Annotated in this window: 23 protein-coding genes and 2 tRNA genes; 10 read left to right on the top strand and 15 right to left on the bottom strand. The window is 33.7% G+C overall.

The genetic code is table 11. The features are described 5' to 3' along the window. Positions 1–139: 139 nt before the first annotated feature. Complete coding sequence (locus tag BUE10_RS12380; RefSeq protein WP_073485506.1) at positions 140–2,041, bottom strand: S9 family peptidase; 1,902 nt, start codon at positions 2,039–2,041, stop codon at positions 140–142. A gap of 295 nt (positions 2,042–2,336) precedes the next feature. On the opposite strand from BUE10_RS12380, the gene BUE10_RS12375 reads away from it, so the two are divergent. The 4 genes from BUE10_RS12375 to BUE10_RS12360 all read left to right on the top strand — a co-directional run bounded on the left by BUE10_RS12375 (position 2,337) and on the right by BUE10_RS12360 (position 6,485). After that, on the top strand, positions 2,337–3,449 hold the full coding sequence (locus BUE10_RS12375) for an NAD(P)/FAD-dependent oxidoreductase (RefSeq protein ID WP_073486113.1): 1,113 nt from the start codon (positions 2,337–2,339) through the stop codon (positions 3,447–3,449). Further along, complete coding sequence (gene mtgA / locus BUE10_RS12370) at positions 3,449–4,234, top strand: monofunctional biosynthetic peptidoglycan transglycosylase (RefSeq protein WP_073485504.1); 786 nt, start codon at positions 3,449–3,451, stop codon at positions 4,232–4,234. Before BUE10_RS12375 ends, mtgA begins: the two co-directional genes overlap by 1 nt. Next, entirely contained in the window at positions 4,224–5,180 is a 957-nt protein-coding gene (locus BUE10_RS12365; RefSeq protein ID WP_073485502.1) for a lipid A deacylase LpxR family protein, read from the top strand. Before mtgA ends, BUE10_RS12365 begins: the two co-directional genes overlap by 11 nt. Positions 5,181–5,468: 288 nt before the next feature. After that, a complete protein-coding gene (locus BUE10_RS12360) occupies positions 5,469–6,485 on the top strand; it encodes a type I restriction enzyme HsdR N-terminal domain-containing protein (protein ID WP_073485500.1) in 1,017 nt (338 codons plus the stop codon). 254 nt (positions 6,486–6,739) lie between these two features. On the opposite strand, the gene BUE10_RS12355 is transcribed toward BUE10_RS12360, so the two are convergent. Beyond that, positions 6,740–7,309, bottom strand: coding sequence for a hypothetical protein (locus BUE10_RS12355; RefSeq protein WP_073485498.1), 570 nt, complete (start codon positions 7,307–7,309; stop codon positions 6,740–6,742). Between the two features lie 39 nt (positions 7,310–7,348). Then, the gene (locus tag BUE10_RS12350; RefSeq protein ID WP_073485496.1) at positions 7,349–8,377 is read right to left on the bottom strand and encodes an oxidoreductase; all 1,029 of its coding nucleotides are present in this window, start codon (positions 8,375–8,377) and stop codon (positions 7,349–7,351) included. A gap of 227 nt (positions 8,378–8,604) precedes the next feature. On the opposite strand from BUE10_RS12350, the gene BUE10_RS24125 reads away from it, so the two are divergent. Next, on the top strand, positions 8,605–8,781 hold the full coding sequence (locus BUE10_RS24125) for a hypothetical protein (RefSeq protein WP_177178060.1): 177 nt from the start codon (positions 8,605–8,607) through the stop codon (positions 8,779–8,781). A gap of 205 nt (positions 8,782–8,986) precedes the next feature. Here BUE10_RS24125 and BUE10_RS24020 read toward each other — a convergent pair. The 3 genes from BUE10_RS24020 to BUE10_RS12340 all read right to left on the bottom strand — a co-directional run bounded on the left by BUE10_RS24020 (position 8,987) and on the right by BUE10_RS12340 (position 9,431). Next, positions 8,987–9,063, bottom strand: a tRNA-OTHER gene (locus tag BUE10_RS24020). Next, the gene (locus BUE10_RS12345; RefSeq protein WP_073485495.1) at positions 9,037–9,285 is read right to left on the bottom strand and encodes a GIY-YIG nuclease family protein; all 249 of its coding nucleotides are present in this window, start codon (positions 9,283–9,285) and stop codon (positions 9,037–9,039) included. The genes BUE10_RS24020 and BUE10_RS12345 overlap by 27 nt, the downstream gene beginning before the upstream one ends. A 72-nt stretch (positions 9,286–9,357) precedes the next feature. After that, positions 9,358–9,431, bottom strand: a tRNA-Ala gene (locus tag BUE10_RS12340). 188 nt (positions 9,432–9,619) lie between these two features. Here BUE10_RS12340 and BUE10_RS12330 point away from each other — a divergent pair. The 4 genes from BUE10_RS12330 to BUE10_RS12320 all read left to right on the top strand — a co-directional run bounded on the left by BUE10_RS12330 (position 9,620) and on the right by BUE10_RS12320 (position 11,978). Then, on the top strand, positions 9,620–10,384 hold the full coding sequence (locus BUE10_RS12330; protein ID WP_073485493.1) for an enoyl-CoA hydratase/isomerase family protein: 765 nt from the start codon (positions 9,620–9,622) through the stop codon (positions 10,382–10,384). A gap of 90 nt (positions 10,385–10,474) precedes the next feature. Next, positions 10,475–10,651: a hypothetical protein gene (locus BUE10_RS24120; protein WP_165590700.1), complete on the top strand. Its 177-nt coding sequence runs from the start codon at positions 10,475–10,477 to the stop codon at positions 10,649–10,651. A gap of 32 nt (positions 10,652–10,683) precedes the next feature. Beyond that, the gene (locus tag BUE10_RS12325) at positions 10,684–11,136 is read left to right on the top strand and encodes a 6-pyruvoyl trahydropterin synthase family protein (protein ID WP_053473283.1); all 453 of its coding nucleotides are present in this window, start codon (positions 10,684–10,686) and stop codon (positions 11,134–11,136) included. 98 nt (positions 11,137–11,234) lie between these two features. Then, entirely contained in the window at positions 11,235–11,978 is a 744-nt protein-coding gene (locus BUE10_RS12320) for a UDP-2,3-diacylglucosamine diphosphatase (protein ID WP_073485491.1), read from the top strand. On the opposite strand, the gene BUE10_RS12315 is transcribed toward BUE10_RS12320, so the two are convergent. From BUE10_RS12315 to BUE10_RS12275, 9 genes are all read right to left on the bottom strand, one after another. Next, positions 11,979–13,190, bottom strand: a complete 1,212-nt coding sequence (locus BUE10_RS12315; protein ID WP_073485489.1) for a cytochrome c3 family protein — start codon at positions 13,188–13,190, stop codon at positions 11,979–11,981. It abuts the gene before it with no gap. Positions 13,191–13,272: 82 nt separating this feature from the next. Beyond that, complete coding sequence (locus BUE10_RS12310) at positions 13,273–13,629, bottom strand: hypothetical protein (RefSeq protein ID WP_073485488.1); 357 nt, start codon at positions 13,627–13,629, stop codon at positions 13,273–13,275. 166 nt (positions 13,630–13,795) lie between these two features. Continuing rightward, positions 13,796–14,710, bottom strand: coding sequence for an alpha/beta fold hydrolase (locus BUE10_RS12305; protein ID WP_083598070.1), 915 nt, complete (start codon positions 14,708–14,710; stop codon positions 13,796–13,798). After that, entirely contained in the window at positions 14,710–15,990 is a 1,281-nt protein-coding gene (locus BUE10_RS12300; RefSeq protein WP_073485485.1) for an MFS transporter, read from the bottom strand. Before BUE10_RS12300 ends, BUE10_RS12305 begins: the two co-directional genes overlap by 1 nt. Then, positions 15,980–17,680: a single-stranded-DNA-specific exonuclease RecJ gene (gene recJ, locus BUE10_RS12295; RefSeq protein WP_073485483.1), complete on the bottom strand. Its 1,701-nt coding sequence runs from the start codon at positions 17,678–17,680 to the stop codon at positions 15,980–15,982. Before recJ ends, BUE10_RS12300 begins: the two co-directional genes overlap by 11 nt. 17 nt (positions 17,681–17,697) lie before the next feature. After that, positions 17,698–18,192 carry a hypothetical protein gene (locus tag BUE10_RS12290; RefSeq protein WP_073485481.1) on the bottom strand — a complete coding sequence of 165 codons (495 nt, stop codon included), beginning with the start codon at positions 18,190–18,192 and terminating at the stop codon, positions 17,698–17,700. A 19-nt stretch (positions 18,193–18,211) separates the two neighbouring features. Next, positions 18,212–18,556, bottom strand: a complete 345-nt coding sequence (locus BUE10_RS12285) for a HopJ type III effector protein (RefSeq protein ID WP_073485480.1) — start codon at positions 18,554–18,556, stop codon at positions 18,212–18,214. 165 nt (positions 18,557–18,721) lie between these two features. Continuing rightward, positions 18,722–19,441, bottom strand: coding sequence for a 16S rRNA (cytidine(1402)-2'-O)-methyltransferase (rsmI, locus tag BUE10_RS12280; RefSeq protein WP_073485478.1), 720 nt, complete (start codon positions 19,439–19,441; stop codon positions 18,722–18,724). A gap of 110 nt (positions 19,442–19,551) precedes the next feature. After that, positions 19,552–20,595, bottom strand: coding sequence for a hypothetical protein (locus BUE10_RS12275; protein WP_073485476.1), 1,044 nt, complete (start codon positions 20,593–20,595; stop codon positions 19,552–19,554). A 235-nt stretch (positions 20,596–20,830) separates the two neighbouring features. On the opposite strand from BUE10_RS12275, the gene BUE10_RS12270 reads away from it, so the two are divergent. Continuing rightward, the gene (locus BUE10_RS12270) at positions 20,831–21,421 is read left to right on the top strand and encodes a thymidine kinase (RefSeq protein ID WP_056208967.1); all 591 of its coding nucleotides are present in this window, start codon (positions 20,831–20,833) and stop codon (positions 21,419–21,421) included. The last annotated feature ends 31 nt before the right edge of the window (positions 21,422–21,452 follow it).

The raw sequence follows: 21,452 nt of genomic DNA, 5'->3' as shown, positions 1-21,452 counted from the left end.
TTCCCTGCAATTTATTTAAAATTTCCATTTAAGAAAAGTAAATGCAAATCAAATATTTACATAATTCAAAGGTTTTAAAAATAAAATAACCGCAGATTATATAAATAATACTGCGGTTAAGTTTATTTTAATTTTATGCTTATAGCGTTTCGTTCAGCCATTTAAAAAATTCTCCCTGCCAAACCTGAGCATTTTGTGGTTTTAAAACCCAGTGATTTTCATCTGGGAAATAAACAAATCTACTCTTGATTCCTCTTAACTGAGCAGCCTGAAAAGCTTCTTGTCCTTGTCCAATTGGTACACGGAAATCTTTTCCTCCCTGAAAAATCAAAATTGGTTTATTCCAGTTTTGAACCAAAGCTGCAGGATTAAAAGTAGTGTACGCTTTTTGAGCTACAGCATTATCTTTCTCCCAATAAGCCCCGCCAAAATCCCAGTTGTTAAAGAAAACTTCTTCAGTTGTTCCTAACATACTAACCGTGTTGAAAACACCATCGTGAGCAATGAAAGTTTTAAAACGGTTTTTGTGAATTCCTGCTAAATAAAACACAGAATATCCACCGTAACTTGCACCAACACATCCTAAACGGCTTTTATCAACATAGCTTTCTTTAGCAACATCATCAATTGCAGAAAGGTAATCGTCCATAACTTGTCCGCCCCAGTCTTTACTAATTTGTTCGTTCCATTCAACACCATGTCCCGGCATACCGCGACGGTTTGGTGCCACAACTACATAACCTTTTGCCGCCATTAAAGAGAAGTTCCAACGGAAAGAATACGATTGTGTCAACGCACTTTGTGGTCCGCCTTGACAGAACAATAAAGTTGGATATTTTTTAGAAGCATCAAAGTTTGGAGGTAAAATAACCCAAACCAACATTTTTTTACCGTCGGTTGTTGTAACGTAACGTTTTTCTGTTTTGCTTAATGCTAAAGTTTTATACGTTTCAGTATTGATGTTTGAAAGTTGTTTCCAAGTGTTTTTCTTTAAATTAAAAGAAAAAATCTCACCAGCATGATTCATGTCTGTTCTCGTAACGATGATATCATCTCCAGCAAAACCAACTAAATCATTTACGTCAAAATCACCGTTTGTTAACTGACGAACTTGAATCGCGATTTTAGTTAAACCCGGAAAATTAACAGAGAAAAGTTGTTTTGTTCCGTCAATTGGAGCAACAAAAAATACCGTTTTTCCGTCTTTACTCCAGATAAAATTATCTACAGTTCCGTCCCAATTTGCCGTTAAGTTCGTTTTGATTCCTTTAAACTCAACAATAATATCATTTTTGTCCGACTCGTAACCGTCACGTTTCATTTGTAACCAAGATAAATTTCCTGTTGGAGAAAATTGCGGTGCTGTATCGTAACCTAAATTATCTTCGGTTTTATTGGTTGTTTTTTGAGTCTCTAAATTGTACTCATAAATATTCGTGTTTGTAGAAACTGCATAAGCCGTTCCTGCTTTTTTCTTGCACACATAAAAAATACTTTTGCTGTCTGGCGACCAGATATAATCTTCGTCACCGCCAAAAGGTTTTTGCGGAGAATCAAAAGTTTCACCTTTTAAAATGTCAATTCCTTTTGCACCGTCTTTGTTTTCTTTATAAAAAACGTGATTAAATTTTCCTTCGTTCCAAGTATCCCAATGACGATAATCTAAACCATCATAAATTTGAGCATCAGACTTATCTAATTTCGGATAAAAATCTTTACCTAAAACATTGTCGATTTTTACTTCTTCATTATAAACTAAATATTTTCCGTCTGGCGAAACATTTTTATCTGCTAAAACGTCTTTCGTGTCTTTAATTTCAACTGCATTTCCTCCATTTACAGGAATAGTGTAAAATTTAGAATGTGATTTGTTTTCTTCTACAGAAGGCGTTGAAACCTTAAAAACTACATTTTTTGCATCTTTAGAAATTCCAAGCGGAGTAACCCTGCCTAATTTCCATAACAATTCCGGAGACATAACATTCTGCCCGATAGCGTTTAAACTCATCATTATTAAGGTTGTTAATAATACTTTTTTCATAATAAAAATTCTATTTTTTTGTGCGCTAAAAATACAACATTTAAATCCCAATTAGTTAAATCCCAAATTCCAATTTATTGTTAAAATTCCAATCTTTTAAATTACAAATTCCAAAAGCCTTGTCTTTAAAATTTTATTCGCCACGAATTCACGAATTATTTTTTGATAATCTTTGAGAATAAAAATACGCAGCTATTAAAAAATCAACAACAAAGTTTGGAATTTGGAATTTAAAAATTTGTAATTTAACCCAAGATTGGAATTTGGAATTTAAATATTGGAATTTAATAAAGATATGGAACTAAGTTATTGGGAACTAAAAAACTGGTTCACAGATATTGATTATACAATTGTGGGCAGCGGCATTGTTGGCCTGCATACCGCTTTACGCTTACGCGAAAGATTTCCTGCTGCAAAAATTTTGGTTCTCGAAAGAGGAATGCTGCCGCAGGGTGCGAGTACAAAAAATGCCGGTTTTGCCTGTTTCGGAAGTCTTTCTGAAATTTTAGATGATTTAAAAACACACTCAGAAGAAGATGTTATCGCACTTATCGAAAAACGCTGGAAAGGTTTGCAGTTACTCCGAAAAAGATTAGGAGATCAGGCAATTGATTTTAAACCTCACGGCGGATATGAATTGTTTTTGAAAGAAGATGAATTTGGGTTTAGTGAATGTATTTCAAAACTGTCTTTTATAAACGAAATTTTAAAACCGCTTTTTAAAGCCGATGTTTTTTCTAAAGAAACCGACCGTTTCGGATTTGGGAATATTCAGGATTATTTAATTTTTAATCCATTTGAAGCCCAAATCGATACCGGAAATATGATGCAGGAATTATTGAAGCAAGCCGTTTCGGCAGATATTTTAATCCTAAATCAGCAAACCGTAACTTCTTATGCTGATGCCGGAAATCATGTTGAAGTTGTGTTGAACGATTTTAGTTTTAAAACCAATAAATTACTTTTTGCCACAAATGGTTTTGCAAATACGTTGACAAACGGAGCAGTAAAACCGGCGCGTGCACAAGTTTTAATTACAGAACCCATTAAAAATTTGGATATAAAAGGGACTTTTCATTTAGACCGAGGTTATTATTATTTCAGAAATATAGGTGACCGAATTTTATTTGGCGGAGGCCGAAACTTAGATTTTGAAACAGAAACAACAACCGAATTTGGTCAGACAGAAATTGTTCAAAATAAATTGGAAGAGTTGCTGAAAAATGTAATTTTACCAAATCAGGATTTCCAGATTGCGCACCGTTGGAGCGGCATTATGGGAATTGGAAATAGTAAGAATCCTGTTGTTTCTCAATTGTCTGAAAACGTGTTTTGTGGAGTACGTTTAGGTGGAATGGGAGTGGCGATAGGCAGTTTAGTAGGAACAGAATTAGCAGATTTAATATAATGGCAGCAGCGAAGAAACCAGCACCAAAAAAAACAACAACCGCAAGTAAACCAAAACCAAAAACGTCTGGAAAGAAATCAAACCGTTCTTTTGGAGAAAAGGTAAAATGGTTTTTGATTAAAACTGTATTGTGGTTTTTCGGAATTTCGATAGGATCGGTTATCTTTTTTAAATACGTTCCAGTACCATTTACACCTTTAATGCTTATTCGTGCCATCGAAAATAAAATGGACGGAAAAGAAGTTTATTTTGATCACGATTGGGAACCAATTGATAAAATCTCGATGAATTTACAAAAAGCCGTAATCGCCAGTGAAGATGGGACTTTTTTAACGCATAATGGTTTTGATTTTAAAGCGCTGCAAAAAGCCTATAAAAGCAACGAACGCGGACGCCGAATTCGCGGTGGAAGTACAATTTCGCAGCAAACGGCAAAAAATGTATTTTTATGGCAGGGAAAAAGTTATTTCCGTAAAGGTCTGGAAGCTTATTTTACCGTTTTAATTGAAATTATTTGGGGTAAAGAACGTATTATGGAAGTTTACCTAAACAGCATAGAAATGGGCGATGGTGTTTATGGTGCGTATGCTGCGACTGAACATTGGTATCGTCGAGATGCTTCGAGTTTAACGCCAATGCAGGCTGCGGGAATTGCGGCGATTTTACCAAATCCGAGAAAATTTAAAGCTACAGGTTCGTCAAGTTATATTAACAGAAGAAAAGAAAGAATTGTTCGCGAGATGCGTTACGTAGGGAAAATCAATTATAGCGGGGATGGGAAATAAAAAAGCATTTTTTGCTTTTCTGATTTTGACTTCAACGTTAACTTTTGGACAAGGAAAAACTAAAGAAATAGGTTTTATAAGCGACAATGATTTGTACACTTCGTCTAAAAACGATATGTATTATACCAACGGTTTGGAGATTTTTTATCGCTTTTTATCTAAGAATGAAAACGAAAAAGTCAATAAAAAAATAACCGAATTCAGGATTGGGCAATATATTTATAATCCGAGATTTATTAATAAAGAAGCCATTGATGTAAACGACCGCCCTTTTACGGGTTATCTTTTTGCAGAAGCCGGACGAAGCTTTTTCTATCAAAGCGAATCGGTTTTAAAGACGGATTTTCAGTTGGGATATATGGGACCGAATGCTTTTGGAGAAGAAACGCAGGAAGGTTTTCATAAACTTATTGGATATAAAACAGTTTACGGCTGGGACAATCAGCTCCATAATGCTTTGGCGGTTCAGGCACATATTATGTATTCGAAGAAATTATTTCCATCGAAACATAACGATTTTATAGATCTTCATTTTCAGTCTGAAGCAAATTTGGGAACTATTTTTACAGGAGTTTCAACAGGGTTTTTAACCCGAATTGGTTTTAAGAGACTGACTCCAATTTATGATTCCAATCTTCATGATGCTTCGGTAAGCGCAAATGAACAGCCCAATATTAGAGAATTTTATTTCTACGCCATGCCAAGCGTTAATTATCAGTTTTATGATGCCACAATCGAAGGCAGTATGTTTAACGATACAAGTCCGATTACTTTCGATTTGGTTCCGCTTCGTTTCAATGCCGAGTTTGGTTTGAAATACAGGCACAATAACTTCAATATGTCGTATTCTTTTATTTATCGCGGAAAGGAATTAGAAGGCGATGTTAATGATACGAATACGGGATACTTTTTTGGGTCGATTCGAATGGGGTTTTTGTTGAGGTAGGTTTTTGCCACAAAGTCGCGAAGTCGCAAAGTTTTTTTAAGATTAAATGAAAAGCTAAATCAGGTATTAATACCTAACACGTTGTGATAGTAATATGGTACTTTTGGACGATAGCGACATTAATTTTAATAAATACGGTTTTCCGTAAATGTTTGCTTAATTAATTCAAGATATTTGTTTTGATAAATAATGTTTTTAAAATATTGATTTTTAAAACATTATTATTTTATCTATTTCATTTGCCTAGTTTTGATTCTTGAACTTTGTCTAACTAACCACCACCAAAAAATGACTACAAGTATTCCCAAACAGTCTATCAATCAGTTAAAAAAAACTCTTGAGAATTTCAAAATTAATGACGCAATTGAATTGTGCACAAACGAAGCTCAAACTCGTAAGTTTTTAATTGAACCTTTTTTTCATCTTTTAAATTATATCTCGAATGATTTAATACCAGAATTTAATGCTGATTTTGGAGAACGAGTAAGTCAAAAAATTGATTATGCTATTTTACTCAATAAAAAAGAAACAATTTTAATTGAAGCAAAAAAGTACAATAGTAAACTTAGTGACAAAGAAGCGGGACAACTTAATGGATATTTTAATAATACGAAAAGTTCCAGAATTGCAATATTAACTAACGGAATTGAATATAGATTTTATTCAGATATATTGCTCCCCAACGTTATTGATACGAAACCTTTTTTTGTGTTTAATTGGAATAATTATTCTGATAAAGATTTAGAGACTTTAATCAAATTTGACAAGAGATATGTGGTTATAAATGAAATTATAAAAACAGCACAAGATTGTGTTTTTGCCGAAGATTTTGAAGCAAGTTTGTTAAAAGAATTTATTGTGCCTTCAAAAGATTTGCTGAAAATTATTCATCGGAACATGAATTTCAAAACAAAATTCACTGAAGAAACGCAAGGTAAAATGATCAATATGATTAATTCGGCTTTGTTAAAATCTTTATATGATAAAAAAGTGCTTTCAGAATCTACCTCAAACACAGGAGGAATTATAACAACCGAAACAGAAATTCAGGCTTATCATACCATTAGGACTTTATTAATACAAAATAAAAAGATTCCGAGTCAGAGAATTTTCTTTAAAGATTTTAAAAGCTTTTTTAATATTAGTGTAGATGATAATTTAAAAAAGGTGATTTGTAAATTGGTTTTTACTGATGCAAAATTGAAGATTGTAATCGAAAATAATGAGTATTTATTAAGTAGTGTGGATGACGTTTTGAAATATAAAAATGAATTGACAAATAGAACGCTTTTGTTGTTGGAATAAAAACTTTTGAATCTAATTATCTAGATCTATAAAGTCCCTACGGGACAAATGTCTGTATGTGTAATGTTTTTTCTACCGATATGTAACTCCTACCGGAGTATTTCGTAGAAATTAAATATCGGTAGAAAAATATTTGTTGAATTTTGTGTATGATATTTGTTTATTAAAATCTAATTAAAAAAAACTCCGTTAGGAGTTACATATCGGTAGATTATATAAAAAACCCACCAAAAAAATATCCCGTAGGGATTATATTAATCCAAATTATCTAAATCCATTTCTTTCGCCAGCTGATCCCATTTTTTGTTGAGAAAATCTTTTGTCTGTTCAATAAATTTCGGGTCTACATCTTTTAAAGTCTGCGCTTTCGGGTTCAATATTGCTTTTCCATTTTCAAAATGAATATAAGCATGAACAGCATTATCTCCCCAAAAGAAAGGAAAAACAATCGCTTGGTTTTCTGTGCTTTCAATCACGTATTTTTCCAAGCTGATGATATAGGCAAACATGGGTATCATTTCTGTAAAATTCTGACTGAAAAACATCATTCCCCAATGCCATTCTTCGGCAGCTTCATCATAATCTGAAAAAGCCATTGCTTCTGGATAATCAATCCAGCCGTCAATAACTTCTTCATTAGTATCGTCGTTATAAGTACGCAGTAATTCTGGAGTCAATTCCATTTTTGAATACATTTTGCGACTGTTCCACCAATCGAGCCAGTTTTTATTTAATTCCGGTTCTTCAAGCGGACTGTTTAAAAACTTTTCAAGCTGCGGTTTTGTGATTTTTACTTTACAATATAAAGAGCTTAATTCAGACATGATTTAAGGTTTTGAGTTGTACAATATTTGTTCGGTTTCTTAATGACGATTATCACATTGCAGATAAATTTCTTCGTTTGATTTATCAATAATTGAAATTCCCGGACACCCAAATGATTCATACAAAAAGCCGAAAACAACTTGCGGTTTGTCTTTAAAAAGTTTTCCTGTCCATTGGTTTGCATCGGGTCCATCTTCATAATTAAGCGGAGCAGGAGAGGTGCCTTCGCTTTGGCTGTAAAGTTTTTCGATAATAATATCGTTGGTTTTAGAATCGGCAACTAAAAGACGTCTGGCATAAATTATTTTGTGATCATCAAGATAGTCTTGTAAAAAATAATTATAACTATCTGTTTTAAATAAATAGGTATTACCTGATACTGTGTTCTTTAATAAAGTGCGGTCTTCATTTTTCAATGTTTTAGAAGGATAGTCTTTTTTAGCAATTTTTTTCCATGCAATTGGTTTTAAACGCTCTTTTGAAAACGGATTTTCTTTGCCAACATACACTATAGCATCTCTATAATATTCGCTGAAACCGTTCAAGTATTTTTTATTGATTTCGAAGCCAATCATGTAATCATAGTTGTGATAAGGCCAATCTTCACCAGAAGAATAACCGTTTAGCAACGCAGCCGTTTTTAGATTTTTTACGGCAAAAGAAGCCAGTTTGTTTTTGGCATAATCTAATACGAAAACAGAATCGTTTTCGGAGATATTGGTTTTGGATAAAAATCTTTTTCTGTAGATTTTATCAAACGTGAAATATTCAGCATTGTTTTTTCCTATTTTTTCAAGATTGGGTAAAGCAAGCGTATCTTTTTCATCACCAATTGGGTATATATCCGAAAGCGAGATAAAAGCAATATCGCTGCTGTCTTTTGGCATAATCGTAAATAAATTAATGCTTTCTTTTCTGGGAGCTGATTCTTCTTCTATTGTATCATTTTCTACCGTTGCAGTTTTGTCAACTGCGGGTATTTCTTTGTCTTCTATGGTTTTTTTATCGTTACAAGAAAAAAATAATAAAGCTGTCGCGGCGAGTAATGCTGGTAATTTAATATTCATAAACGGGGTATTTAAATGTACTTTTTAAGTTTATAATTGATAGTGATTAACGATTATAAATGTAAAAAAAGTTTTCACAAAACAAAAAGCTTTCTAATCTCACTTCAATGAAAAAGATGCCTTTCTTAAGCCTCCACGTTTAAAATAAAGCTCAAAAAATAATGCTTAACATTTTGATAATATGGAGTGTAGTTTTAAATTTTTAATTTTAATTAAAAATTAAGATTATGGAAATTAATTGGATTGTAATAGGGGGTGTAGCAGTTTTGGTTATTATTTTAGTTGTGTTAACAATTAGAAAAAATCAAAAGGAAAAAAAGAAGCTTACTGATTTGCTGAATAATGATTTCAAAAAAGCAAAAAAAGACAGAGTTGATGCTGAGGATTCGGCGAATGAAAAATAAATTATCTTGAGATATTAGATGCAGTTTGTCATTTTTGACGAAAGGAGAAATCGCACTCGTAACTCTATGCATTAAGTCGCCAATCTTTGTCGATTCTCTAGTGCGATTTCTCCTTTCGTCGAAAATGACAAGAATGTGTAGAAATGTTGGAGTTGGATAAAAAAAGAAACCCTTGTAAAACTAAATTTACAAGGGTTTTGTTTTGTGGAGAATACCGGATTCGAACCGGTCACCCTCCCGATGCATCGGGATACTCTAGCCTTTTGTTTCTATTAAGCTTTCAATGTATTTACGGCTCTTCATTTTTTTTATTTGCAACTCTCTTTTCATCGCATCGCTTCGGGTTTCAAAACTTTCGTAATGTTTCAATTCCCAATCTTTTATAACCTTAGTAAATTTACTTCGACTATTTAAATGATCTTGCAGACGTTTCTGAATATCTTGACAAGAACCAATATAATATTTGTTAAGAGTAGCTGAATAAAGAATATAAGTATAAAACATAATGGCTATAAATGAAAATACCCGAACGTTTTTGTTCGGGTATTTTTGTTGTGATAAAATTGTAAAAAATTGTGGAGAATATCGGATTCGAACCGATCACCTCTTGCCTGCCAGGCAAGCGCTCTAGCCAAATGAGCTAATCCCCCTTGTTTTGTGGAAAATATCCGATTCGAACTATCACCATCCCGATTTTCCATCGGGACGCTCTAGCCAAATGAGCTAATCCCCCAAAAGCGTTAACAAATAAAGTCAAATATTTATCAAAAAACAAATTTCAGAACCTATCAGACAAAATATTTTTCAAAACCGTAACTTTACGTTTAAAAATATTTTTATGAGTTTAGAAAATACAAAAGGATCTTTAGAAACTTCTTTTCAAGATACAATTGCCACAGTGCAGTTTGGGCATCCTGCCAGTAATTCTTTTCCGCGTGAATTATTAAATCAATTGACAACAGAAATTAATGAATTGAGCCGAAACGAGAATGTTTCGGTTATCATTTTAAAAAGTCAGGGTGCAAAAGCTTTTTGCTCTGGAGCTTCATTTGATGAACTTTTACAAGTTGAAAACGAAGAACAAGGAGCAGAATTTTTCTCTGGTTTTGCTCATTTGCTAAATGCAATGCGTAATTGCAATAAATTGATTATTGGCCGCGTTCAGGGAAAAGCAGTTGGTGGAGGCGTAGGGATTATTGCGGCTTGCGATTATACTTTTGCAACATTATTAAGTGATGTGAAATTGTCGGAACTCGCTATCGGAATTGGACCTTTTGTGATCGAACCGGCTGTTTCTAGAAAAATTGGTAAAACAGCGATGGCCGAAATGACATTAGCGGCCGAGCAATGGAAAACAGCAGAATGGGCTTTTCAAAAAGGACTTTATTCTGTTTTATGTGATGCTTCTAATCTAGATAATGATGTTCAGAATTTTGCTAAAAAATTAAGTTCATACAATCCGGAAGCACTTCAGGAAATGAAAAAGATTATTTGGGAAGGTACAGAACAATGGGAATCGTTGCTAATTGAACGCGCTTCAATAACAGGGAAATTGGTTTTGTCTGATTTTAGCAGAAATGCCTTGAGACAATTTAAAAAGTAATTTTTTCTACAGATTAAACGCTTTTTAATAATCCGATTAATCCTTTTTAATCTGTGGCTAAATAAAAAATAACAATAAATATAAGTTCAAATGAAACTCATTTCATTATTTCAAAAAGTCGATGTTGCGGAGAAAATTAAAAACGCTCCAGACAGCGGTTATCAAATTGGAGTTTTGATTGGATCTTTTATTCCGTTCCTGTTTTTGATAGGAATTGCTTACTGGATGTATATCAGAGCCAAAAAAAGAGACAAAAACGGTTATTAATTTGTAAATTTGCAACCTTAAATTAAAAATCGATGAGTAATATCAGAATTACAAAACAATTTAGTTTCGAAACCGGGCATGCATTGTACGGTTACGACGGAAAATGCAAGAACGTTCACGGGCACAGTTATAAATTGTCGGTAACCGTTATTGGCTCGCCAATCACTGACAGGTCTAATGTGAAATTCGGAATGGTGATTGACTTTTCTGATCTAAAGAAAATTGTAAAAGAAGAAATCGTCGATCAGTTCGATCATGCAACTGTTTTTAACCAAACAACGCCGCATGTCGAATTAGCAAACGAATTAAAAAACCGCGGACATCATGTGATTTTGGTGGATTATCAGCCAACAAGTGAAAACATGGTGGTAGATTTTGCAGAAAGAATCATCGCAAGACTTCCGTCTGGAATTTCTCTTTTCTCACTTAAACTTCAGGAAACTGAATCTTCATTTGCAGAATGGTACGCAAGTGATAATTTGTAAATATTCAATTTTTTAAATTCCAAATTCCAAACTCTTCGACTTCGCTCAGAGAGACAAAAGTCTAAAAATCTAAGAAGTCTAACAATCTAATAATCTAAATGAAAAAAATATATTTTGCTTCAGATCAACATTTTGGTGCGCCAACTCCTGAGTTGAGCCTGCCGCGTGAGCAAAAATTTGTGGCTTGGCTTGATAAGGTTAAAGAAGATGCCGAAGCTATTTTTTTATTAGGTGATTTATTTGATTTTTGGTTCGAATACAAAACAGTTGTTCCAAAAGGTTTTGTTCGTGTTTTAGGAAAACTGGCTGAAATTCGCGACAGCGGCATTCCGATTTATTTTTTCGTTGGAAATCATGATTTATGGATGAATGATTATTTTCAAACCGAATTAAATATCCCGGTTTACCACGACAATAAAGAATTTACTTTTAACGGAAAAACCTTTTTAATTGGTCACGGCGACGGAAAAGGTCCTGGTGATAAAGGTTATAAACGAATGAAAAAGGTATTTACAAATCCGTTTTCAAAATGGCTGTTTCGCTGGCTTCATCCAGATGTTGGCGTAAGTTTAGCACAATATTTATCAGTTAAAAACAAGCTAATTTCCGGCGACGAAGATGTAAAGTTTTTAGGTGAAGAAAACGAATGGCTGGTTTTGTACGCCAAACGTAAATTAGAAACCAAACATTACAATTATTTCATTTTCGGACATCGTCATTTACCTATGATTATTCCGGTAGGACAAGATTCAAACTATGTAAATCTGGGCGATTGGATTGGATATTTTACTTACGGTGTTTTTGACGGCGAAACTTTCGAACTTCAAAAATTTGAATCGTAACTACTTTTTATTCGCTGGATAAATTCCAATTTTGTGCGTTCTCAGAATATATTCTGAAAGTTGTTTACTGTTCGAAAGCTGAAATTTAATTGCTCCTGATGCTTTTTTAGGCATATGACATTCTACACAATTATCTGCCAATAATTTCTCAGGCATTGTTTTCAGTGTTTGTTCATTGTGTTTTAAACCTTGATGACATGTCATACAAATTTTAGAATACGAAGCCATATTCTTAGAAGCATTTTCATGCGGATTATGACATGTAATACAATCCATTTTGTCGCTGTTTATAAAACACTTGCTTTGTGCCATTAAACGAAACTGATTTCCGTGAACATCAAAATTAGCTGTATCGTTAATACTTCTGGTTTCACGAAAAAACTCAGATAAATTATCTCCCGGTTTAAATTCAAAACGCGATTTCATTTTCATACCGTCATTTCCGGCGTGGCAAAGTGCGCAGGCATCCAGTTTTTGCTGTCGGTTTAATGTTTTAAAACTCGTAATGCTGTTTGCAACTTTTACATTTGGGTTTTTTAAATGAAAATCGACGTGTTTTTTTGCAGGGCCGTGACAGCGCTCGCAATCAATTCCATAAACAATGGTTCTTTGGTCGATAACATCTTCAACATCCATCGATAGAAAATTTTTCTCCTCAGAATTTTGATTTACGCTCCTACTGCTGGCATTTGATGCATGGCACGAATAACAATCTTTAACCACCATTCGGTCAAAATAAGGTTTATCAGCTGGAAATCCCGGACTTGTAGCCCAGTTATGTATAGAATTGTAATAGGAAACAGGCAATTCGTATGTATTATTATTACGCCAGTAAACAGAGGTCTGTGCGTGTTTAGCACCAAAAACAATTTCAAATCGATGTGCTTCGACTTCTTTTCCGTTTTTATACAAAACCTGATAAAGACTATCGTTGCGTTTTTCCATGACTAATTTGGTGTTTTTGTCATAAATAAAAGTATGATCGCCTTTGTCAAAATCGCCTAAAACATTTTCTGAAATTGCGGGAGCAGTTGCTTTAAAGTGAGAACTCTGTAAAGCCATGTTGTATTGAACCTGATGACATTGAATACAGCTTTCAGAACCGGCATAGTCAGTTCCGCGCGGATCAATATATTCATCAGATTTGTTGCTGCAGTTAGTAAAGAAAACTGATAAAACAACAAGGGTAAAAAGAATGCCAATTTTTTTCATTGTTGTAAATATACTTTATTTTGAATACAATCAAAATATATTTCAATAATGAAAAAATGTTGTTAAAATATTTAGAATGTTTCTAGTTTAGACCGACTCCGTAAACATATTCGTCTAATTCAATTTTAAATAAAGAGCCTTCAACTAAATCTTTAATTGATTTTAATTCTGTCATAGAAACAGCAAGATCTATTGAATTGCAAGGCGTTTTCAATAGAAATTTATGGCAGGAATATTTCATTTCGCAAGCTTCGCAGCAAGTATTTTCCATCATACTGTCTTCGATTAAATCACAAAACTGATTCAATTCTGATAGACTAAAATAAAAGCCTGTTTCTTTAAAAATCAATTGTACTTTGTCCAGAATGGTTTGATTATTTTGTTTCCAGTAAAAGGCTATTCCAAAATTGTTATGATATATCTTCTCTATTTCTCTCATCGTAAATCCTTTTATTTCAACAAATATAAATATTATTTATATTAATTCTAAATAAAAAAATCATAAAAATGAAAAAATATTGAACCATATAAGTGATATAAGTTCATTTAACAAGTATTAAACGTAAAGCTTAAATTACCTTATATCATTTATATGGTTTAAAAAACTATTTAAGCCATTTTTTTATGTTAGAAAGAAATTCAATTTGTTGATCAACAAAAAGATAATGTGAGCAATTGTCTAACAATGCGAAGTGATCTTTGCCCGCCAGTTTTTTAATTGAAGTAATTTGCGCCGAAGAGAAAATACCGTCTTGTTTTCCGTAAATAGCGAAAATTGGAACTCCTTTGGCTTTAATTTTCTTTAAAAAAGGCCTGCTGTCGATGTTATTTTGCTTTTCGTTTTGATAAAAAAGCAAAGGCGCATTTTTGTTCCGAATGTTGGTTTTAAAAAATTCTCCGGCTTCATAATCGGCATATAATTTTATAGATGCTGTAGTTGGATTTGGCATTTTAAAAAAGCCGTTTTCACTTGCAAGGTCAAAACAGCCTTTTCGATATTCGGCTGAATTCTTGTTTAAATTCTCTACATCATTTATTTTTTTTAATTGTTCAGAATCATTGCTGTATTTTTTCTTCAACGTATTTAAAATATGATCGTAAGTTTCCTGCTGAGAAAATAAAGCCCCGGCCAAAACCAAAGCGCTTACATTCTGCGGATATTTATTGGTATAAAGTGTCGCAACCAAACCGCCAAAACTATGGCTAAGTAAAACCGCTTTCTTTAAATGGTATTTTTTATAGATTGAATTTAAATCCTGAAAAGCTTCTTCATAAGTAAACTTCGCATCAGGATCTGCAGATCTTCCTTCACCTCTTCGATCGTATGCAATAACATAAAAACCTTGATCAGCCAGATTTTGAGCTGTTGTTCCTTCAAATAAAGTTGCGTTGCCGCTTGGACCTCCATGTATGAAGATTAAAGGTTTATTCTTTTCGTTTCCGTATGTTTTGATATAAAGGTTTTGTCCATTTGCGAAAAAGGACATTGTTAAAACGAAACTAAGAAGAAGCACTCTCATTATTCTTGATTATGATGATCTTCCATGTCTTTATTAAGATCTAAATTCCTAAAGGTAGGAGATATAAAACCAAAGCCTAAAACAGTCAAAAGTGTGATGCTTCCCCCAAAAACAACCGATGTAACAGTTCCCATCAATTTCGCAGTTGCACCACTTTCAAAAGCACCTAATTCATTAGAAGATCCAACAAAAATTGAATTTACAGCACCAACACGTCCACGCATATGATCGGGCGTTTTAAGCTGTAAAATTGTCTGGCGAATTACTACAGAAATTCCATCAGCAAGTCCGCTCAAAAATAAAGCAAAAACCGAAAGCCAGAATGACGTAGAAAGACCAAATAAGATGATCGATAATCCGAAAACAAATATGGCAACTAAGAGTTTCTTTCCTGCATTTTTATATAAAGGGACATAAGCAGAAACGAGCATTGTAATAAAAGATCCAACTGCAGGAGCAGCTCTTAATATTCCAAAACCTTCAGAACCGACTTTTAAAATATCTTGAGCAAAAACAGGCAGTAATGCAACTGCGCCTCCAAAAAGTACAGCAATCATATCGAGCGATAAGGCACCTAAAACAATTTGGTTTTTAAAAACAAATGTTAAACCTTCTGTAAGACTGTCTTTTATCGATTCTCCAATCTTTGGATTTATGATTGGTTTTGTACTGATTTGCGATAAAGCGACTAATGAAAGAAGAGAGAACCCAAAAACCAGACACATTGACCAGTGAACGCCAATCCAGTTGATGGAGAATCCAGCCAGCGCCGGACCCATCACGGCTCCGATCTGCCAAACCGAACTGCTCCATGTAGCAGCATTTGGATATGCTTTTTTAGGAATAATCAGCGATAAAAGAGAGAAAATAGTTGGACCAAGAAAAGCTCTAACTAATCCGCCCAAAAAGACTAAAGCATAAATGGAATATAAAATAACAGTTGGAGACCAATCGCCAACAACTTTTGGCCAGGTCAGTAAAAACAATCCAAAACTAATTATCGAAAACCCCAGAATACATTTTACCAGTAATCCCTTCTTTTCTTTTTGGTCCACAATATGTCCGGCAAATAAAGCCATACCAACGGCTGGAATAACTTCCATTAAGCCAATAATTCCCAGCGAAAGCGGGTTTTTAGTTAAACTGTAAACTTCCCATTCAATCACGATAAACTGCATCGCCCAGGCAAAAACCATGCAGAAACGAAGTAATAAAAATACGTTGAATTCTCTGTAACGAAGTGCCTGATACGGATCTCGTTTGTTTGATTTAGTTGTCATTTGTTCTAATGTCTTTCAGCATGAGTTGTGTTGAAATAGTTCCGTTCCATTCGTTTTCGGCAATTGTATAGGCCAATTGAAACAGATTTTGATTTTGTGCTATATTGAGTTTTTTTCCGAGTCCGAAGCCAATAGCGGCAATTCCATCGGAGTTAGATTGTTTAACGAAAAGTCTTAAATGTTCTTCTTCAGCACCCAGCGTTTTGGCATAACCTGTATCTTTTATATCCGAAGTCATAAAAACCGGTGTCATATTCTGCGGGCCAAAAGGCTCAAATTGTTTTAAAATCCGAATGAGTTTTGGTGTAATATCAGAGAAATTTATTTCGGCATCAATTTCAATTTCAGGAGTTCGCAATTCCGGTAAAATTGTTGCTGAAACCTGTTTTTCAAAAGCTTCTTTAAAAGTTTGATAATTCTCTGCTTTCAAAGTCATTCCAGCGGCATACATATGTCCTCCAAATTGTTCCAAATGTTGGGAACACGCATCGAGTGCATTATAAACATCAAACCCTTTTACAGATCGGGCAGAGGCGGCATATTTATCTCCGCTTTTAGTGAAAACTAAAGTCGGGCGATAATAGGTTTCAATTAATCTCGAAGCTACAATCCCAATTACGCCTTTGTGCCAGTCTTCCTGAAAAACAACTGTAGAAAAACGTTCTTCTTCTTTATTTTCCAAAATTTGCTGAAATGCTTCTTTGGTAATTTTTTTATCTAAATCTTTTCGGTCTGCATTGTATTGTTCGATTTCTGAGGCAAATTGCTGTGCTTGTTCAAAATCAAATTCGGTTAATAATTCAACCGCATGATTTCCATGTTTGATTCTCCCGGCAGCATTAATTCGGGGAGAAATGATAAAAACAACATCGGTAATATCTAAAACTTTCTTTTTTACCTGATGCACCAAAGCTTTAATTCCCGGTCTTGGTTCGCTATTAATTACTTTCAAACCGAAATATGCCAAAACACGATTTTCTCCTGTTATCGGAACAATGTCTGCAGCAATTGCCGTAGCCACCAAATCCAGATAGGGAACCAAATCTTCGATAGTTTCATTTCGATTTTGACCTAAAGCCTGAATCAATTTAAAACCAACACCGCAACCGCATAATTCGTCATAAGGATACGAACAGTCTTCTCTTTTTGGATCTAAAATTGCAACCGCATCCGGAAGAAATTCTCCAGGTCTGTGGTGATCGCAAATAATGAAATCTATGTTTTTTGCTTTCGCATAAGCGATATGATCGATTGATTTTATTCCGCAGTCGAGCGCGATGATTAAAGAAATTCCGTTATCATCTGCATAGTCAATTCCTTTATAGGAAATGCCATATCCTTCGTCATAGCGATCTGGAATGTAAGTGGCAATATGGGAATAATGTGATTTTAAATAGGAAGAAACCAGAGAAACTGCTGTTGTTCCGTCAACATCATAATCACCAAAAACTAATATGTTTTCCTGATTTTCAATTGCCTTTTCTATTCGGGCAACAGCTTTGTCCATATCTTTCATTAAATATGGATCGTGAAGATGTTCTAATGACGGACGAAAGAAATTCTTGGCATCTTCAAATGTATCAATGCCACGCTGAATCAAAAGTGTTGCTACAAAATCTTCTACATTTAGGGCTTGCGCCAAATGTTTGATTTTATCTTCAGAAGGTTTTGGTTTTATGGTCCAACGCATTTTTTTAATTGTAGATTTTAGACTTTAGATTTTAGATTCTCAAAACTGGCGTTTATTAAAACTATTAAATCTTCAGGATTTTTATTTTGACTTTTGAAATTGTAAAATTCATTGTTCATTGATATGTCTAACGCTTTTCCATTGCTAATTTTAATTATATATGGAAATCCTTTTCGTTTAGAAACGTTTAGTAACATATGTGAAAGATATTCTCGGTTATCTTCATTTCTAATTCGTTTACCTTCAAGAAAAACTGGTTCAATGTCATTTGTGAGATTTGGAATAATATTTTTTTCGATATAATGATGATTGTTTTTTCGGTTGCTGTAACAGAAGAATTTTTTTCCTTCGATCGATACTAAATAATTGCTATATCTTTTTTTGAATCCTTTTTTTTGAAAAAATTCAAATATCAAATAAACCAGAATTATAGGAAAGAATAATATACACAAAGGAATGCCAATTATAAGCAGAAATATTATAATTGAGATTTCTTTTAGTCTTTCCTTCATTTTAAAAAGGTATTAGTATTTATTTCAGATTCAAAGCATTGCCTTCAAACTGGATTCCATCCCAGCCTAAGTTGATAAAATTTCTAATGTTTTGGTGGTTTGTTCCGTTTGGATCTCCTAAAACTTCTTCAAAATAAAAAGCTCCAAAACACGCTAAAGTTTCTTCCTTATTTAGATTTTGCAATTTTGCGAATGAAAATAATTTACAAGAACCTGAATTTTCTCCGGCAGCATTATGCTGAGTTCCGTTTTGAAAAGCAGTTGGTGTAAAGTTGTAATTTTCTTCGATTACTGCAATAGTTTCAGGAAATGTTATTTGAGTTGGAGTTTGTTTTACTTTTTCTAAAAAGGCTTGTATGCTCATGATTTAATTTATTTTTTTTGCCACAGATTAAAGGATTAAAAATGATTTTTTTTGCCACGAATTGCACGAATTTCCACTAATTTAATTCGTGATAATTGGTGTAATTCGTGGCAAGCTTAAATATAATCTAAGTTAATCAATGAAATCTGTGGCCAATATTGTTTTTTATTCTTCTTCGTCTTTAGAAAATTTACTTTTCTTGGCTTCTTTTATTATTGTTTTTCCGGCAACGACAACTACGATTTCGCCGCGCGGAGCTGTTTTTTCAAAATGCACTAAAACTTCTTTCGCCGTTCCGCGTACATTTTCTTCGTGTAATTTTGATAATTCCCTTGAAACGCAGACTTGTCGGTCTTCTCCAAAATACTGAATAAATTCAGCTAATGTTTTAACAAGTTTATGCGGAGAAACATATAAAATCATAGTTCGGGTTTCTTCGGCTAAAGCCAAAAAACGAGTCTGACGTCCTTTTTTATCAGGTAGGAAACCTTCAAAAATAAATTTATCATTTGGAAGCCCGCTGTTTACAAGTGCCGGAACAAAAGCCGTTGCGCCCGGAAGACATTCTACTTCAATTTTATTTTCGACACAAGCGCGGGTTAACAAAAATCCCGGATCTGAAATTGCCGGAGTTCCTGCGTCAGAAATTAAAGCGATGGTTTCGCCGGCTTTCAAACGTGCAATTAAATTTTCGGTTGTTTTATGCTCATTGTGCATGTGATGGCTGTGCATGTGCGTGCCAATTTCAAAATGCTTCAGGAGTTTTCCGCTTGTTCGAGTATCCTCAGCCAAAATCAAATCGACTTCTTTCAAAACCCGAATGGCTCTAAAAGTCATGTCTTCAAGATTGCCAATTGGCGTTGGAACGATATATAATTTTGACATATTTTTTATATTATAACACGAATTTCACGAATTAACACAGATTATAAGTGCTTTTAAAAAATTTCACAAAGAAAAAATTCGTGCTAATTCGTGTAATTTGTGTTTTATTTCTAAGCAAATTTTTTCTCAATAATTCCAAGAAAACGTTCTGCGTAATCGTCTTTTCCTTCCCAATTATTATAATCCGGTTTCACCATGTTTTCGATAAAATCTTTAGCTTCTGCATAAGAATCAAAAGTTAATAATTGGTTTAAAACACGACTGTAATCTTCAGTACTATTTCCGAAAAGATTTTTTGTAAAAGCAATTCGGTCATTTAAATCAATATGGAAACCTTTTGCTAATTTTTCGTTTAAAGAAACTGATTTTGGTTCTTTCGGAGTTTCTAAAACCGGGATTTCAAAATTCTTTTTCTCTTTTAAATCATTGTTTGAAGAAGAAACAGGTTCGAAACTGTCCACTTTTACAAATTGTGCATCGGCATAATTAATTCCGAAATCCTCAAATGCAATCGGAATTGGAGTTCCTTTTGATTCTGTTTTAGGTTCTTCTTTAATTTCCTCTTTTATTTCTTCTGTATCTAACTCAAAAGCAGGTTTGAAATCCGGAATTGGTTTTAAATTATTTACAGTTGTGAACGAAAGTTCTTCAATATTATTTTTTGAATCTTCTGCCTTTTCAATTTCTTCTGCAACTTCTGGCTGAGGAATTTCTGCAGCAATTGGTTCTTCTGTTTTTTCTTCAACAGGTATTTCAGATATTTCTTGAACAGCTTCGGGAGTTGTTTCTTCAGGAATTTCTGCTGTTATTTCTTCGATAATCGCAGGTTCAGGAGTTTCTTCTTCCTTAACTTCTTCAACAACTGGAACTTCATGAGTTTCTTCAGCTTCAACTTCTTCAACAATAGCTGGAGCAGCAGCAGTTTCTGTCTGAACTTCTTCTTTTTCAAAAATAATTTCAATTTCAGAACTGATTTCGCTGTGGCTGATTGTTGGTTTTACCTCGTCAAAATTTTCATCGACAAATTTTAAAATCGCTAATTTCTCGTATAATTTCTGAGTTTCAAGATATAATTGATTGATATCGGATTTATTTTTAAGTTTTAAAATTCGATGTGCAATGCTGATTAAATCGGCTTCCAATTTTTTTTTCATAACTGTTGAAATTATAGTGAATAAGGTATTTTAGTGTATTTGATGTCTGAATGTCTTTATTCTTAAGGAAATCTGATAGATATTTTTTTATTTCTGTTAATAAGCGTCTGCCAATCCCTGATTTGATAAAAATTTTCTACTTTTGAAAAAATGTAAAACAGCACATTTTTACGTCGATTTATTACCAGTACAAAGTAATAAAAACTATTCATTTTTAAAGGCAGAAAAATACAAAATGTTTCTCGAAAATACAGTAAATCACAAAGAACAATTTGGTTGGATTGAAGTTATTTGTGGATCAATGTTTTCGGGTAAAACCGAGGAATTAATCCGCAGATTAAAACGCGCCCAGTTTGCCAAACAAAGAGTCGAAATTTTTAAACCCGCTATTGATACTCGTTATCATGACGAAATGGTTGTATCGCACGATGCCAACGAAATTCGTTCTACGCCAGTTCCAGCTGCGGCCAATATTGCTATTTTAGCACAAGGCTGTGACGTTATTGGTATTGACGAAGCTCAGTTTTTTGATGATGAAATTGTTACTATTTGTAATGATCTTGCCAATCAGGGAATTCGCGTGATAGTTGCAGGTCTTGATATGGATTTTAAGGGAAATCCTTTTGGGCCAATGCCGGCACTTATGGCAACTGCCGAATATGTAACGAAAGTTCATGCCGTTTGCACCAGAACCGGAAATCTTGCGAATTACAGCTTCCGTAAAACGGATAATGACAAATTGGTAATGCTTGGTGAAACTGAAGAATACGAGCCATTGAGCCGCGCTGCCTATTTTAAAGCAATGAAAAAAAATCAGGAAAAATAAATTAAATTCTATTTAACTTTAATAACCAATT

Source organism: Flavobacterium sp. CF108 (assembly GCF_900129795.1).
GTDB lineage: Bacteria > Bacteroidota > Bacteroidia > Flavobacteriales > Flavobacteriaceae > Flavobacterium.
The sequence above is the reverse complement of the archived record's forward strand: the minus strand, read 5'-3'. Positions and strand labels throughout refer to the sequence as shown.